Genomic DNA, 16,748 nt, shown 5'->3' with positions numbered 1-16,748 from the left:
AAATAGATTTATAATATAGCCCAATCTACTGGTTCTTTTTTGCTAAAATTATTCCAAAAAAAATAGTTCCGTAGCCCAGCTATGCAAAGATTTTTTTTGAAAATTTTTTCTAAAAAACAACTTCGCATATTTGACCTGTTTTATAAATCCATTCGGTAAAATCAGAAATTAAACTGCGCCTGTAGTCGTAATAAATTTCCCTGCTGTCTGTTAACCGGAATGGCACTGTCTTCAAAAGTCCTGTCGGCAATAACGTATTCTGCGACTAATTCAAATGCTTTTATTGGCTGCCATTCTACGCCTAAACTATAATCGCGCACTACGTAGCTTCTTGCATCTTTTTCATACTTTTTACCTCCGTCGTAATATTGAAATTTGGCAAAAGGATAAATATGCTGTTTTTTAATATCCCATTTATAATTTAATAAAACATAACCTCCGTTCAAGTCTGAAACATCAACCGAATTGGTTGCCGGATTATAACGCGGACCAGTTCCGATATTATATTCGGTCTGGATTCCGAAAGGCTTTGGATACAAAACAAAAGTCGCTCCAATTCTCTCGTCTTTTATATATTTAGGATCACCATTGACTACAACTCCTGAAGAAATTTCTCCCGTAAAAGCCCACTTGCCTGTATAAGCCTGAATTCCCGGTTCTATAATCTGGTTTCCGATAACAAACGGATAAGTAACTCTTGCTACTACATTTAAATCTCTGTTTCCGTCTATTTTGTTGGCTATCTGCCCGTTGTAAGCACCAAGAGCAAAAACCCCAAAATCACCTGAACCTTTCAATCCATCTTTTACTAACATCTCAAAACGTTTTCTGATTTCTGCCGGTGCCCAATAAAAAAACACCCCTAAATCACGTTCATTTGCTATTGAACTGTTTATAGCATCAGCACGGTCTAAGGCCAGACGCTGGGAGCTGGACTGCATGTTTTCGAATCCATATGGAATTTTACTCTGCCCAATTCTAACACGGTATTCTCTTTTCTTATCAAAAGAAACATCAAAATACAAATCACGAATCTGAACGAAGTTATTAAGCCCGCTGCCTGGTGAACTGGCAAAATCAGGCTGGAAATAGAAAAATACATTTGGATGAACCTGACCTGAGAATACTAAACGTGCACGGCGAATAAAAAGTCCGTTGTTTGCTTTTGCATCAGGAGCTGTAGAAGTTGTTCCCCATGATTTATCACATTGATCGCAGGAAACTTTGTCGTTTGTAGAAAACAAACCATTATATCGTATTTGTGCATAACCTCTTAGCGAGATTTTATCATACCAGTGTTCTTCGATACCTCCTCCCGATTTAGTATCAGGGAGTTTTGCTTTATTGATAGAATCTAAAATACGCATCACTTCGTTTTTTACATCCTGTTTATTCAGTTCCTGCGCATTTGCTCCACAGGTCAGCAGTACTAAAACTGCCATTATTGTCCTTTTTATCATTTTTTCTTGTGCCCTTAATTTCAGGATGCAAAGATGTAACCACCTGTGTTAAGAAATCATTAACCAGATGTTATCATAATAAAAATTTAATGTTATGTGCAAAACCCGTATGTTTATTTATCGTAAAAACCTTTGTTTTACGACTTTTACAAAAACAGTAGTTACAATTATTTAACTTCAGCTTTCGCAGTTTTATTCGCTTTTTCGAGCGTAAAAGAAAATTCAGAACCAATTCCGAACTCACTTTCAACATATACTTTCTCCTTGTGCGCTTCGATAATATGCTTTACAATCGCCAGTCCCAAACCGGAACCTCCCTCCGAACGGGTCCCGCTTTTATCAACTCTGTAAAAACGTTCAAAAAGGCGTGAAATGTTTTGTTTCTCAACCCCTTCTCCATTATCGCTAATACGGATTAAGACTTTCTTTTTGGTCAGATTCACAACTCCAACCTCTGTTAAACCTCCTTCTTTTCCGTACTTAATAGAGTTCACAATCAGATTTTCCAGAACCTGCTGAATTCTGTCCTTGTCCCCTTTTACGATTAAAGAATGAACATTTTTGCTTTCAAATGCTAACCTGATTTTCTTTTTATCAGCTTTCATTTCTAATAAATCAAAAACATTCTGAATCAGTTCGACAATATTAAATTCGGTAAAATTTAAGTCTAAATCCCCTGATTCTAATTTGGTAATCATATCAAGATCTTCAACAATATAGATCAGTCGCTCGACTCCTTTTTCTGCACGTTTTAAGTATTTTTTCCGAATAGTTTTATCGTCCATCGCACCGTCCAGCAAAGTTGAAACATAACCCTGGACTGTAAATAGCGGTGTTTTAAGCTCGTGCGAAACGTTTCCTAAAAACTCCCTTCGGTATTGTTCCCTGATTTCGAGCATTTCGATTTCGAGTTTTTTATCAGTAGCGAATTTTTTCACTTCACGGGAAAGCGTTTCCATATCGGTTGTGATCGGCTGGTTGATCAGAGGCGTTGATTCAAGCAGGGAAACCTCATCGTAGATTTTTTTCACCCTCCTGTATATAAAGCGTTCTACACGATACTGGAGTACCAGAAATGAAAAGATGTAAACTGAAATTAAAAAGATTATTCCAAATCCCGCCTGATACTTTAACTGATTTTTATAGAACATATTCATCAGCAACAATACAAATCCTGTTGTAAACAGACTTATATACAATGCCGACTTGATAGCAAATCTGTAAGTTTTCTTGAAATTGATTTTCATTTAAATTTTAAAATAATAAAACAATTAAAGGGATGTTTTTTTCACCATATAAGCCATATAAGTCCATTTAAAAAAGCTTATTTTAGTAACAATTTAAAAAGCCAATCCTTTTCAAATTTATAAAACTTTGAGAAAGATTGACTCCAGTAACAAAAGTACAAATGTTATAAGTTAAATGAACTTATATGACTTATATGGTTTGTTTTTTCATTAAATTTTTAAGCTTCAAATTTATAGCCAACCCCTTTTATGGTTTTAAAAAGGTCTTCGCCAATTTTTTCGCGTAATTTCCGGATATGAACATCAATCGTTCTTCCGCCAACTACCACTTCATTTCCCCAAACTTTATCTAAGATTTCATCTCTTTTAAATACTTTCCCTGGTTTTGAAGCTAATAAATAGAATAATTCGAATTCTTTTCTAGGCAGTGAAATTTCAATATTATCTTTTATGATTTTGTATTCTTCACGATTGATTTCGATTCCACCTACATTTAATGTGTCTGTAACTACTTCCTGTTCTTTTAACCTTCTTAACAAAGCCTTTACTTTGCTTACCAGCACTTTTGGTTTTATTGGTTTGGTAATGTAGTCATCAGCACCTGCGTCAAAACCAGCTACTTGAGAATAATCTTCGCTTCTTGCGGTTAAAAATGTTATGATTACGTTATTTAGTTCAGGAATTTTTCTGATGTTTTCACAAGCTTCCATTCCGTCCATTTCGGCCATCATTACATCCATAATAATAAGTTCCGGTAATTCTTTCTGAGCTTTTGTGATTGCCTCTTTTCCGTTTGAAGCAGTAACGATCTGATAGCCTTCCTGAGCCAGGTTGTACCCTACAATTTCAAGAATATCCGGCTCATCATCAACTAACAAAATCTTGGTTTGTGTTTTTTTCATAAATAGCAAAAATTGAAATTTAACATCAAATATTTTGTATTACATATTCGATGTTTTTGAATTGCGATGGTAAATATAATATAAAAACAACGGTTAAAAAGTCGTGTTAACGGTAATTTAATCTGGTAACAATTTGATAATCTACAAGACACAAAAACATAACAAGTGCCTAACATGAACTTTACAGTGTGTGTATTTCTTTGCACCAAAATAAATTAAACACAACACTGAAATGAAATTCAATTTAAAATTTCTATTTATTACATTATTTATCTGTACGATTTCGGTCGCACAAAACAAAGGTACGATTTCTGGTGTACTAACCGACAAAGAAACTAACAATGAAGCACTTCCTTTTGCAAATATATTAATAAAAGGAACTAACATTAGTGCCAATACTGACATTGACGGAAAATATTCTTTATCCGTAAATCCGGGAGACTATACAATTATTTTTAGTTTTGTTGGATATGAATCTGTTGAAAAACCTGTTACTGTTAAAGCAGGAGAAACAATTACTATTAACCAGGCATTATCTGCCGGCGGTTATACACTGAAAGATGTGGTTGTAAAATCAGCATCAGTAAACAGAGAAAAAGAAACTGCTTTACTTTTGGAACAAAAAAATGCTGTAACCATAAAACAAAGTATAGGAGCACAGGAAATGTCCAGAAAAGGCGTTAGCGATGTTGAAGATGGTTTGACAAAAGTTACCGGAATTACTAAAGTTGACGGAAGAGGTTTATTCATCAGAGGTCTTGAAGACCGTTACAATAATTTATTGGTTAACGAATTACAGACTCCATCCAACAGCCCGTTCAAAAAAATTATTCCTTTGGATTTATTTCCTACAGACATCGTTGGGGTTTTAAATATTTACAAAACATTCAATCCAAACATATCAGGAGATTTTGCAGGAGGTACAGTAAATATCGAAACTACACAGCCTAAAAACATTACTAAAATTAATGTGGGCTTTGGATATACTACAAACAACAATCTTAAAAATTTCCTGCTTTCTGATGATGCAGACAGTACAGAAGGTACTTTTGGGTTAATTGGAAAAGACAGAGAGTTACCCGGCGTATTTGGTTCTGTTCCTAGCGGTAAAAAGCTATCTCCTGATGAATATCACAATGCTTATGATGATAAAAACTGGGATGTTAATGAAACCTCAAGCCCTTTAAATTCAAGTATTGGTTTTTTACATTCACAAAAATTTAATCTTGAAAAAGAAAGAAACTTCAGTTATATCATGTCATTCAATTTTGACAATAAATATGTTTTCAGAGAAGGAGTTGACAGAACTTTTAACTTAGCTCAGGGTAATTACGATAATAATTTATTCAATACACAATATTCTTATCAAACTACATTTTCAGGTTTAGCAGGCTTAAAATATAAAACCAACAGACTGAACCTGAACTTTACAAGTTTGTTCATCCAGGCTACCGAAAGTTTGATTCAGGATCAGTTAGGATATACTAACAGTTTAGCAAATGTAAACAACAATCTTATCAGAGGAAATCAATTTGAAGAATCCAGATACTGGAACACGCAGCTGTTTGGAGATTATAAATTGACTGAAGATGGAAAACAGACTATAAAGGCTGGAGGATCTTATGTAAAAACAGGATTTCAACAACCGGACAGAAAATTTATAACGGGCCAAAAAGTAAGTGACACCGAAATTAATATGTCATATGGAGGAAACAACTTAAACCGCCAATACTTAGATGTAAACGGAAATTTCTACTTCTCAGCTTTAGCAGAATATAATTTGAAATTTGGAAACAAAGAAAAGCAAAACAACTTGTCTGTTGGATACAATAACTTCCTAAACGATATGCAGTCAAGTTATCGTTTCTTTTCAGGAAGAAGAAATATTGAAAAAAATTATACAGCTGACTTAAACACTATCAGTATTCCAATCAATGATGACATTGACAACGGAATCCTATATGTCCAGGAAGAATCTAACGGGGATTACAAAGTAAAACTAAATCAGTTTGTAAATGCAGGATACTTTAACTTGTTTTGGACTTTTGGCGAAAAATGGGATTTGAATGCCGGTCTTAGAGCCGAAAACTCAACTCGTGAAATTAAATACAGAAATCAGGGTGATCCATTTGGAAGTGCTTATCTTAAGAAAACGGATGAGAGCCTTGATATCCTTCCATCGATAAACACTAAGTATGCCGTAAACGAGAACAGCAATCTTCGTGCATCTTTAAGCAAGACCATCACAAGACCTGTTGCTATGGAATTACTGCCAATCAACTACATCAACCCTGATGCAACTTCTGTAAGTGGTAATTCGAACTTATTGAATAGTAATAATTACAACGCAGATTTTAAATATGAATTATTTCCAAACAGCAAAGAATTGTTTGCTATTGGAGCCTTCGGAAAATTAATTGAAGATCCAATCGAAAGAGTTTTCAAACCAACTGCAAATAGTGGAGGCCAGATTACAACTTTCAAAAACTCTGAGCAGGCAGTTATTTACGGTGCTGAAATTGAAATGATTTTAACATTAAACAGAATTAGCGAATCATTATCAAACTTTACGTTTGGTTTCAATACTTCATTAATGAATACTGATGTAAAAATTGATTTAACCAAACAAGGAAATGAATTAGAAAACAGCAAAAAACGTAAGCTTCAGGGAGCCTCAAACTGGATGATCAATACTGACCTGAAATATGAGTTTACTTTAAACAAAGAGTGGAAAAATACAATGACATTGGTTTACAATGTTTACGGAGACAGAATTTTTGCAGTAGGTTCATCAGGAATGGATCATATTTATGAAAAATCATTTAGCAAATTAGATTTTGTATGGTCAAGTACACTTTCTAAAAACATCGATTTAAAATTTGCAGCAGAGAATTTACTTAATCCGTATTACAGAAAAGAATTAGGAAAAAACAGCACTATAGACATTACCGAAGATTCATTAGTACTTCGTGAATACAAAAAAGGAATTGGTTTCTCAGTAAATATCGGATACACATTTTAATCAATAAAAAAGAGCTTTTTACAGCTCTTTTTTTGTTTAAGTACATAACATAAAATTTACATCAAATTGATTGTTATATAATACTTTGATAACAATTAGCTAACTAGATTTAGGAATCACGAGAGTACTTTTGAATCAACATAATAACACAAAAAAATATAATTAAAATCATTAAAAAATGAAAAAATTAGCAATCAGTCTTACTTTTTTAAGCTTAATTTTCGCAAGTTGTTCTTCTAGCGATGATGATACTGTAACTCCTCCACCAACTGGTTCAGGAGAAATTACCGGAGACATTACTGCTTCAAAAACATATATCAAAGGTACTTATACATTAAGCGGTACTGTAAGAGTAAAAAGCGGTGTAACTTTAACTTTTGAAGCAGGGTCTGTTATTACAGCTGATGCATCAACTGGAACTGACGCTTTGTTAGTAGAAAAAGATGGAAAATTAATTGTTGCAGGAACAGCTGCTGAACCAGTAGTTTTTACAGAAAAATCTAAAACTCCAGGTTCTTGGGGTGGAATTATCATTTTTGGTGATGCACCAATTGTTTCTGGTAAAACGGCAGAAGGAGCTCCAATTACTACAGCAACTTCAGAAGATGGAACAAATATTGTTTATGGAGGATCAAACGCCACTCACAGCAGTGGTTCATTAAAATACGTTCGTGTAGAATACGCAGGAAAGAAAATTCTTGACGGTAACTCAGAAATGAACGGTTTCTCTTTCTACGCTGTAGGTTCAGGAACAGTTTTAGAAAACTTAGTAGCTTATAAAGGAGCTGATGACGGTTTCGAATTCTACGGTGGAACTGTAAGTGCAAAGAACTTAATTTCTTACGGAAATACAGATGATTCTTTTGACTGGCAAGACGGATGGCAAGGTCAGGCAAACACTAACTGGTATGCTTACCAAACTGGTGCTGGAAATTTCGGAATGGAAATTGAAGCTAAAAGTGTTAACAATGCATTCTTTCCAAAAGTTTCAAACATTACTTTAAGAAGAGCTGCAGGAACTGCAACTGAAGCTGGAAACCCAGCTGAAATTGATGCAATTCAATTCAAAAAAGAGGGTAATGGTGAATATTCAAATATTGTGATTTCCGGATATACAAATACTTATACAAATGCTGGTGTTACAACAAACGCAGTTGCTGTTAGAATTCAGGAGGCTGCTACAAACACTAATCAGGTAGCTGGCGGAAAAATTAAATTATTAAATGTAAAAATTGATGATGCTGCTACTCTTCAGACAGGTGCTGGTGCAGCAGGTTTTACAATTGCTTTCCCGACAGGGAACTTTACAACAAGTACGGCTGCAACCGGAGCCGCTTTAACTCCTGGTGCATGGGCAATTGTTGACGGTGTAAACTTATTAGAAAAGCTATAAGACTCACTTATAAACTGTTAAAAACATCCTAAATATTTAGGATGTTTTTTTTTGGTGTAATTTTTGAAAACTTTTTTTGTATATTTACTTATCTAAAATGATGCGATGGCAAAAAATTACTTTTATATTACTTTCTTACTGGCTTTTTTCTTTACTGTAAGCATCTCCGCTCAGGACAGCAAACCAACGCCTAAAACTCAGGGAACCCCTATAGAGGGACTAAGCTTGTACCCTAACCCTGTGGTAAATGGAAAAGTATATATTACTTCAAAAAATGACCTGGAAAAAGAAATTATAATTTTTGATGTTTTAGGAAAAAAAGTGCTTCAGGCACATTTGACTACAAAAGAACTAAGCATCCCTGACTTAACCCCGGGAGTTTACATCATCAAAATAAGTGAACAGGGCAATTCGGCGACACGAAAATTAATTGTTCGATAAACATCAAAAAAACACTCATAAAGCTCCACAATTTGGAGCTTTTTTATTGCCCTTTGACCTACAATAATTTATACCTTTGCAAAAAAAAGTTTTGATTACAGCCAACGATATATTTACCATTTCAGGTCAGAAACAATTTGAAAAAATAGCACTTAAGGTGTTTCGTTTTCAGCATGAGAACAACAAAGTATATCGTGATTTCTGTGATTTTTTAAACGTAAATCCACAACAGGTAAAATCGCTTGAAAAAATTCCGTTTCTTCCAATTCAGTTTTTCAAAAGCCACGAAGTCGTTTCTAATTCCGATTTTCCTCAGGTAACTTTTACCAGCAGCGGCACTACCGGAATGGTAACCAGCAGACATTTAGTTACTGATGTTTCTCTTTATGAAGAAAGCTACCGAAAAGGCTTTTCACAATTTTATGGGAATATTGAAGATTACGTTGTTTTAGCCCTTTTACCATCCTATTTGGAACGTGATGGGTCTTCACTAATTTATATGGTAGAAGATTTAATAAAACTCTCTAATCATCCTGAAAGCGGGTTTTATTTACACAACCACGACGACTTAATCAAAAAACTCACTGCTCTTGATGAATCTGGCCAGAATGTGATTTTAATTGGAGTTACATATGCCTTATTAGATCTAATTGAAAAGCACCAATTCAACCTTCAGAATACTATTATTATGGAAACCGGCGGAATGAAAGGCAAACGCAAAGAAATGATCCGCGAAGAACTGCATGAACAGCTTTGTAAAGGTTTTGGCGTTTCCTCCATTCATTCAGAATACGGTATGACCGAACTTTTGGCGCAGGCCTATTCATTAGGTGACGGTATTTTCGAATGTCCTTCCTGGATGCACGTTCTCATGCGCGATCCGGAAGATGCCCTCACTTACGTAAAAGATGGAAAAACCGGCGGAATCAACGTTATTGATCTGGCTAACATCAATTCGTGTTCTTTTATTGCAACGCAGGATTTAGGCAAAAAAAAACCCAACAACTCTTTCGAGGTATTGGGACGTTTTGATAATTCTGATATTCGTGGGTGTAATTTGATGGTGCTTTAATTATTCATAAATATCTTTTCGATGTCCTAAATCAATAACATCTATCAAAAGTACTTCGCCAAATATTTCATAAATCACTCTGTAATCACCAACTCTAATTCTATAACCGGGTCGGCCTTTCAGTTTTTTATAACCTTGTGGTCTTGGATTTTCAGAAAGATTCCCAATAGCTGACAGTATCGGTTTGCAATTGCATCTGATAATTTATCCAGTTTCTTTTGCGCCTTTCTAGAAAAATCAATATTATACATTGGATCTTTTAGATTCTCGGGTTTTCACATAATCTTCAAAAGAAATTCTAAAACCATCATCATCTCTCTTTGCCTCATCATATAATTTAACATCATGTAAATCCTCCAATTGTTCAATCATTTTATTATATTTTTCAATTGGCAACAAAACAGCTGTTTTTTTTCCTTTTTCGTCTGTCAAAAATTGCGTTTTCATAAGCTTAATAATTGCATTTCATGTAAAGTTAATCAATTAAACCATCCGAATCACAAAATAATTCTTCTTCCCACTCTGCAATAAGACAAACTGATTATTGATTAAATCATTTGCTGTCAACACAAAATCTTCTTTGATTTTTTCTCTGTTTACAGAAATTGAATTTGCTGTTAAAGCTCTTCTCGCCTCTCCGTTTGATTTAAAGAAGCCTGTTTTTTCGTTTAAAACCGAGATAATATCCAATCCGTTTTCTAAATCTGCTTTTGCAATTTCTGCCTGAGGAACTCCGTCAAAAACTTCTAAGAAAGTAGCTTCATCTAACTGTTTTAAATCTTCGGCAGTTGAGTTTCCAAACAAAATATTAGAAGCCTGAATCGCTTTTTCTAATTCTTCTTTACTGTGAACAAAAATCGTAATTTCTTCGGCTAATTTCTTTTGTAAAATTCTTAAATGAGGTGCTTCATGATGTTCTGCAATTAAGGCTTCAATTGTTGCTGCTTCTAAAAAAGTAAAGATTTTAATGTACTTTTCTGCATCAGCATCGGTTGTATTTAGCCAAAACTGGTAGAATTTGTAAACTGAAGTTTTATCAGCAGTCAGCCAAACGTTTCCACCTTCAGATTTTCCGAATTTAGAACCGTCTGCTTTCGTAATCAACGGACAAGTCATAGCATAGGCTTTTGCATCTACACCTACATTCATACGACGAACTAATTCTGTACCCGTGGTAATATTTCCCCATTGATCTGAACCTCCCATTTGCAGCAAGCAATTGTACTCTTTATGTAAATGATAAAAATCGTAGCCCTGAATTAACTGATACGTAAACTCTGTAAACGACATTCCCTCACCTTCGCCTGCAATACGCTTTTTTACAGAATCTTTAGCCATCATATAATTTACGGTGATTCTTTTACCAACTTCACGGGCAAAATCAATAAATGAAAAGGTTTTCATCCAATCGTAATTGTTTACCAAAACGGGAGCATTTGTTTCGTTTGAATTAAAATCCAGAAAACGGGACAAAACACTTTTTATTCCGGCAACATTTTTTGCTAAAGTTACTTCATCCAGCAAATTTCTTTCGTCAGATTTTCCGGAAGGATCACCTATCATTCCGGTTGCCCCTCCTACTAACGCAATTGGTTTATGTCCAAAATTCTTGAGATGAACCAGTAAAATAATAGGTACCAAACTACCAATGTGCAACGAATCTGATGTAGGATCAAATCCAATATAAGTGGCTGTCATCTCTTTAGAAAGTTGCTCTTCAGTTCCTGGCATAATATCATGCACCAGACCTCTCCATTGTAATTCTTCAACTAGATTCTTCATTTTAAAATATTTTTGCGCAAATGTAATCAATGTCAATCGCAATTTCAATTGCAATGGCAAAAAACAATGACAATGGCAGTTTCAAAAATCAATGCAATTTCAATGGCAAAAATCAATGACGAATGCAAAAACAACATCAATTTCAATTTAAAAAACAATAAAAACTTTGGTCAGTTGTAACTTTGCACCTTTCAGCCAAAAAGTTATCTTTACAAAATGGTATTAGTAACAGGAGGAACAGGCTTAGTCGGCTCGCATTTATTGCTTCATTTGATTGAAAATGGAGAAAATGTGAGGGCAATTTACCGCAGCCCAGACCATATCCAAAAAACAAAATTGGTTTTTGAACTGTATAAAAAAGACGATTTATTTGACAGAATTGACTGGCTTGAAGCTGATATTTTAGATGTACCTTCTCTGGAAATGGCTTTTATCGATATAGAATACGTGTACCATTGTGCTGCGTTGATTTCATTCGATCCAAAAGATGAGCACACACTACGAAAAACAAACATTGAAGGCACGGCCAATATGGTTAATTTTTCTTTAGCCAAAGAAGTAAAGAAGTTCTGTTATGTAAGTTCCATCGCTGCTTTGGGAGATTTGCAGCCGCACGACACACATATTACCGAAGAAACCGACTGGAATCCGGAAAAACCGCACAGCGATTATGCTATTTCAAAATACGGCGCCGAAATGGAAGTGTGGAGAGGTGTTCAGGAAGGCTTAGATGTAATCATTGTAAATCCCGGCGTTATTATAGCCCCCGTTGCAACAAAATCAATTTTCGAATACGGAAGCAATGAATTATATCTAAAAGTAGCCAAAGGACTTTCATTCTACACTCTTGGAAATAGCGGATTTATCACTATAAATGATGTTGTCAGAACTGCTTTTGAGCTCATGAAAAGCGATATAAAAAACGAACGTTTTACGCTAATTGCAGAAAACATTGTCTTCAGGGATATCCTGAATACCATTGCTGAAGCTTTAAAGGTAAAAAAACCAACAATTCACGCCACGCCATTGTTCATGAATTTACTTTGGATGGCGGATGGAATATTTTCTACTTTATTCTTTCAAAAAAGAAACCTCACCAAAGCAACTGCGAAAGCTTCGTATTCTAAAAATCTGTATTCTAATGAAAAAATAAAAACCGCTCTTGGAACGGTTTTTTCAGATGTGCATCAATATATAAAGGAAGCATCGAAATTATAATCCTTTATGCTGTAATCTTCTCATTCTTTTTATAGAATCGATATTTATTTTTTTTATTGGCCTTTTTAAAGAATCTTTAGAAGTTAATTTTAAATTATTCTTTTTTGCCTCTTTTGCTTTTTTTTCTTCAGCTTTCAGCTTCTTTTCTGTACTCTTTTTTTCTTTTTCCAGTCTCGCACTTATTTCGTCGAACATTTCTTTGTAAGTATCGAAATCAGCCGCATAGTACATATTACTCCGGGCAAACTGTAAACTGTCAACCTTATATTTCTTAAAAATAAACTTTGCCGGGTTTGACTCAACAGAATCCAGCGACAAGGGCTGCTGATATTTTATAGCATCCAAAACAGACAAATCGTAAATTATATCGACCATTTTTTCTTTTTCTATAAGGTTTTCAGGCTCTTTGACAAGCTCTTTTTTACAACTTACAGAAATAAACACAACCAATATTATAAATACAAAATTCTTCATTGCAGTTTATCTGTTAAATAATAATCGTTTTCCGGCACGGATATCTTTTACCTTAAAGTTGTTATAAACCATTTCTCCATTTACAAAAGTATGCGTAATTCTTGATTTAAAAGTATAATTTTCAAATGGAGACCAGCCACATTTATACAAAATGTTCTCCGGTTTTACACTCCATGGCAAACCTGGATTTACAATAACCAAATCTGCATAATACCCTGCTTTTATAAAACCTCTTTTTTCGATTTTAAAAATCTTCGCAGGATTATGACACATTTTCTCTACGATTTTCTCCACCGTGATTTTCCCCTGATGGTACGCTTCAAACATCGCAACAACAGCATGCTGCACTAAAGGTCCTCCGGAAGGTGCTTTTAAATATGACTGTAATTTTTCTTCTTTTGTATGGGGTGCATGATCGGTTGCAATAACATCAATACGGCCGTCATTCAGGGCTTTCCAAAGTTCTTTTCTGTCATCATCCGTTTTTACAGCCGGATTCCACTTGATAAAATTTCCTTTTGTTTTGTAATCTTCATCGGTAAACCAAAGGTGATGCACACAAACTTCAGCCGTAATTTTTTTCTCTTCCAGTGGAATTTTATTTGTAAACAATTCCATCTCCTTTGCAGTAGAAAGATGGAAAATATGCAGACGCGCTCCGGTTTTTTTTGCCAGAGCCACCGCTTTTGAAGACGAAATATAACAAGCCTCAGCGCTACGGATCAGATTATGCGCCGTTACCGGAATATCATCTCCGTATTTTTCTTTGAATTCAGCCAGATTATTCTGAATTGTAGTTTCGTCTTCGCAATGAACCGCAATCAGCATTGGTGTGCTTGAGAATATTTTTTCTAAAGTCTCTTCTCTGTCAACCAGCATATTTCCCGTTGAAGAACCCAGGAAAATTTTGATTCCGGCAACATTTTTAGGGTTTGTTTTTAAAACTTCCTCAAGGTTATCATTTGTAGCACCCATCATAAACGAATAGTTTGCAAATGATTTCTGGGAAGCAATTTGGTATTTATCTTCTAAAATTTCCTGAGTAACCGCATTCGGAACTGTATTTGGCTGTTCGATGAAAGAAGTGATTCCACCGGCAACAGCAGCTCTCGATTCCGATTCGATATCGCCTTTATGTGTCAGTCCCGGTTCTCTAAAGTGTACCTGATCGTCGATTGCTCCCGGAATCAGATAATTTCCTTCGGCATCTATTACTTTACAATCGGATGATTTCAGACTGATGCTGTCTGCAACTTCAACAATTAAGTCGTTTTCTATTAAAACATCACCTTCAATAATTGATCCTTCGTTTACAATTTTGGCATTTTTAATTAAAATCCTGTTCATCGCCGTTCGTTTATAGTGTATTGAATAATTTTTTTAATCGAAGTGAAATAACTCCAAGTATCGCTTCTTTAATAATGGCATTGCTCATTTTTGAGACTCCTTTAGTACGGTCTGTAAAAATAATCGGAACTTCTGTTATTTCAAATTTACCACAATAAGTTCTATATTTCATTTCGATTTGAAAAGCATATCCAACAAATTTGATCTTATCGAGGTTTATTTTTTCCAGTACTTCTCTTTTATAACATACAAAACCTGCTGTCGCATCGTGAATTTTCATTCCGGTAATAAACTTTACATACACCGAAGCAAAATAAGACATCAATACACGGCTAAGAGGCCAGTTTACCACATTTACGCCTGTAACATAACGGGATCCTATCGCTAAAGAAGCGCCTCCAAAATGACAGGCTTCATATAATTTTTCAAGATCGTTCGGGTTGTGTGAAAAATCAGCATCCATTTCAAAAATGAAATCATATTTACGATCCAGGGCCCATTTAAAACCATGAACATAAGCTGTTCCCAGACCGGATTTTTTTGCTCTTTTTTCAAGAAACAACCTTCCGGGAAATTCTTCCTGAAGCGCAATTACTTTATCAGCAGTGTGGTCGGGAGAATTATCATCGACAATTAAAAGGTGAAAAGATTTATGTTGCGTAAGTACAGCACGTACTATACTTTCTATGTTTTCAATTTCGTTATAGGTAGGAATTATGACAATACTATCATTCATTTTTTCTGCGTAATTTCACCGCAAAAGTAAACTTTTTATAGCATTTGATTCATAATAAATATATAATAAAAGTATTGAGCCAAAAAATCACTAATTTTGTAACGTTATGATTGAACAGCTTCACCCCAGAATTATAGAAAACAAAGATTGGGCAACACTTTTGTTTGTGTTGGCTTTCGCTGTTGTTGCGATTACTAAATCTGCTTACGAAAACAGATTCAGCGAGTTTACCAAACTTATTTTTTCAGATAAATACGTTAAAATTTACCGTGACGTTTCACATTTAAAAAGCAGTTTTACTGTTGCCTTATTTTTTGTACAGATTATTTCGTATGCTTTTTTTATACAGCTCACAATGTATATTTTTGGCTATGCTGCAAAAACAGACTGGATGCTTTTTACCCAGATTGTCACTTTTCTTACATACTTTATACTGGCAAAGTATTTAATTGAAAAAATCGTAGGAACTTCTTTCAATATTAATGAATTTGTTGACCTTTTTAACCTACAAAAAGCAACTTACCGAACCTATATTGGCCTTTTAATTCTTCCTGTCAATGCAATTTTATTCTATCATGACGATGTTCCTAAAATGGTACCGCTAGTAATAATAGGCGTTTCAGCATGTATAAGTATGTTTTCTTACTTTATTTCAATTAAAACTTATCAAAATACAATAATCAATAAATTGTTTTATTTTATTTTATATCTTTGCGCTCTTGAAATAGCCCCTTATTATTTCCTGTATTACTGGATTACAAAGGCGGCTCAGTAAATGTCTATAATATGAAAGTGAAAACAATTTTGGTGTCACAGCCTGAACCTAAAGTGGAAAACTCCCCTTACTTTGAGCTCCAACAGAAACACAAAATAAAAATTGATTTCAGACCTTTTATTCATGTGGAGGGAGTTAGTGCAAAAGAGATCCGATTACAAAAAATCGATCTTAATCATTACACTGCAATTATTTTAACGAGCCGAAATGCGGTTGATCATTTTTTCAGGGTAGCAGATGAAATGCGCTACAAAGTTCCTGAAGGATTAAAATATTTTTGTCAGTCTGAAGCGGTTGCTTTTTATCTGCAAAAATATGTAGTGTACAGAAAACGTAAGATTTACGTTGGCGCTAAAGATTTCGCAGATTTATCGCCACTTATCAAAAAATACAAAGACGAAAAATTCTTATTACCGGCTTCTGATCAATTAAATGCTGATGCACCTATAACTTTAAATGGTTTAAAAGTAGACTGGGCACAAGCTATTTTTTACAAAACTGTAATGAGTGATTTATCCGATTTAGCAGATGTTTATTATGACGTTTTGGCTTTTTTCAGTCCAACCGGAATAAAATCACTGTTTAAAAACTTTCCTGATTTTAAACAAAACAATACCCGAATCGCTGTATTTGGAAGCACAACTCAAAAAGAAGCCTTAGATCACGGTTTAAGAATCGATATTCTTGCCCCGACTCCTGAAACTCCTTCTATGACAATGGCTTTAGAAAAATACATCGCTGAAGCAAATAAAGCGAAATAAATTCTAAAAATATACAATCTTAAAATTCCAAATTCCAGCTTAATAATTGGGATTTGGAATTTTTATTTTACAACAATCCTATCTCTTTGGAATTTGAGATTTGGAATTTAAACAATAT

The 16,748-nt window shown here is 34.5% G+C and carries 16 protein-coding genes; 7 read left to right on the top strand and 9 right to left on the bottom strand.

Going from position 1 to position 16,748, the window contains the following annotated elements; translation table 11 throughout:
• Nucleotides 1–161 precede the first annotated feature (161 nt).
• From GXM17_RS17035 to GXM17_RS17025, 3 genes are all read right to left on the bottom strand, one after another.
• A complete protein-coding gene (locus GXM17_RS17035) occupies nt 162–1,460 on the bottom strand; it encodes a porin (protein WP_163400582.1) in 1,299 nt (432 codons plus the stop codon).
• Nucleotides 1,461–1,627: 167 nt separating this feature from the next.
• Nucleotides 1,628–2,707: a sensor histidine kinase gene (locus GXM17_RS17030; protein WP_163400581.1), complete on the bottom strand. Its 1,080-nt coding sequence runs from the start codon at nt 2,705–2,707 to the stop codon at nt 1,628–1,630.
• Between the two features lie 218 nt (nt 2,708–2,925).
• Nucleotides 2,926–3,609: a response regulator transcription factor gene (locus tag GXM17_RS17025; RefSeq protein WP_163400580.1), complete on the bottom strand. Its 684-nt coding sequence runs from the start codon at nt 3,607–3,609 to the stop codon at nt 2,926–2,928.
• A gap of 232 nt (nt 3,610–3,841) precedes the next feature.
• Between GXM17_RS17025 and GXM17_RS17020 the strand changes: the two genes are divergently transcribed.
• From GXM17_RS17020 to GXM17_RS17005, 4 genes are all read left to right on the top strand, one after another.
• Nucleotides 3,842–6,631, top strand: coding sequence for a TonB-dependent receptor (locus GXM17_RS17020; RefSeq protein WP_163400579.1), 2,790 nt, complete (start codon nt 3,842–3,844; stop codon nt 6,629–6,631).
• A gap of 178 nt (nt 6,632–6,809) precedes the next feature.
• Nucleotides 6,810–8,024, top strand: a complete 1,215-nt coding sequence (locus GXM17_RS17015) for a hypothetical protein (protein WP_163400578.1) — start codon at nt 6,810–6,812, stop codon at nt 8,022–8,024.
• 105 nt (nt 8,025–8,129) lie between these two features.
• A complete protein-coding gene (locus GXM17_RS17010) occupies nt 8,130–8,465 on the top strand; it encodes a T9SS type A sorting domain-containing protein (protein WP_163400577.1) in 336 nt (111 codons plus the stop codon).
• A 91-nt stretch (nt 8,466–8,556) separates the two neighbouring features.
• A complete protein-coding gene (locus GXM17_RS17005) occupies nt 8,557–9,537 on the top strand; it encodes a LuxE/PaaK family acyltransferase (protein ID WP_163400631.1) in 981 nt (326 codons plus the stop codon).
• Here the strand turns inward: GXM17_RS17005 and GXM17_RS21815 are convergent, their stop codons facing one another.
• The 3 genes from GXM17_RS21815 to tyrS all read right to left on the bottom strand — a co-directional run bounded on the left by GXM17_RS21815 (nt 9,538) and on the right by tyrS (nt 11,319).
• Complete coding sequence (locus GXM17_RS21815) at nt 9,538–9,660, bottom strand: type II toxin-antitoxin system RelE family toxin (RefSeq protein ID WP_244307428.1); 123 nt, start codon at nt 9,658–9,660, stop codon at nt 9,538–9,540. It abuts the gene before it with no gap.
• A gap of 120 nt (nt 9,661–9,780) precedes the next feature.
• Nucleotides 9,781–9,984, bottom strand: a complete 204-nt coding sequence (locus GXM17_RS16995; RefSeq protein ID WP_163400557.1) for a hypothetical protein — start codon at nt 9,982–9,984, stop codon at nt 9,781–9,783.
• Nucleotides 9,985–10,020: 36 nt separating this feature from the next.
• A complete protein-coding gene (tyrS, locus tag GXM17_RS16990; protein ID WP_163400576.1) occupies nt 10,021–11,319 on the bottom strand; it encodes a tyrosine--tRNA ligase in 1,299 nt (432 codons plus the stop codon).
• Between the two features lie 216 nt (nt 11,320–11,535).
• On the opposite strand from tyrS, the gene GXM17_RS16985 reads away from it, so the two are divergent.
• Nucleotides 11,536–12,537: an NAD-dependent epimerase/dehydratase family protein gene (locus tag GXM17_RS16985; protein ID WP_163400575.1), complete on the top strand. Its 1,002-nt coding sequence runs from the start codon at nt 11,536–11,538 to the stop codon at nt 12,535–12,537.
• On the opposite strand, the gene GXM17_RS16980 is transcribed toward GXM17_RS16985, so the two are convergent.
• The 3 genes from GXM17_RS16980 to GXM17_RS16970 are packed head-to-tail and all read right to left on the bottom strand — an operon-like array spanning nt 12,532 to nt 15,094.
• Nucleotides 12,532–13,011, bottom strand: a complete 480-nt coding sequence (locus tag GXM17_RS16980) for a DUF4296 domain-containing protein (protein ID WP_163400574.1) — start codon at nt 13,009–13,011, stop codon at nt 12,532–12,534. The two genes, GXM17_RS16985 and GXM17_RS16980, sit on opposite strands and share 6 nt — an antisense overlap.
• A gap of 6 nt (nt 13,012–13,017) precedes the next feature.
• Complete coding sequence (locus tag GXM17_RS16975; RefSeq protein ID WP_163400573.1) at nt 13,018–14,358, bottom strand: dihydroorotase; 1,341 nt, start codon at nt 14,356–14,358, stop codon at nt 13,018–13,020.
• A gap of 10 nt (nt 14,359–14,368) precedes the next feature.
• Nucleotides 14,369–15,094: a polyprenol monophosphomannose synthase gene (locus tag GXM17_RS16970; protein ID WP_163400572.1), complete on the bottom strand. Its 726-nt coding sequence runs from the start codon at nt 15,092–15,094 to the stop codon at nt 14,369–14,371.
• Nucleotides 15,095–15,200: 106 nt separating this feature from the next.
• On the opposite strand from GXM17_RS16970, the gene GXM17_RS16965 reads away from it, so the two are divergent.
• Both GXM17_RS16965 and GXM17_RS16960 read left to right on the top strand, forming a co-directional pair.
• Complete coding sequence (locus GXM17_RS16965; RefSeq protein ID WP_163400571.1) at nt 15,201–15,869, top strand: DUF4271 domain-containing protein; 669 nt, start codon at nt 15,201–15,203, stop codon at nt 15,867–15,869.
• Between the two features lie 11 nt (nt 15,870–15,880).
• On the top strand, nt 15,881–16,630 hold the full coding sequence (locus GXM17_RS16960) for a uroporphyrinogen-III synthase (protein WP_163400570.1): 750 nt from the start codon (nt 15,881–15,883) through the stop codon (nt 16,628–16,630).
• Nucleotides 16,631–16,748 lie beyond the last annotated feature (118 nt).

This window comes from Flavobacterium fluviatile (assembly GCF_010645065.1).
GTDB classification, from domain to species: domain Bacteria; phylum Bacteroidota; class Bacteroidia; order Flavobacteriales; family Flavobacteriaceae; genus Flavobacterium; species Flavobacterium fluviatile.
This window is presented reverse-complemented; position numbering and strand designations above follow the sequence as displayed.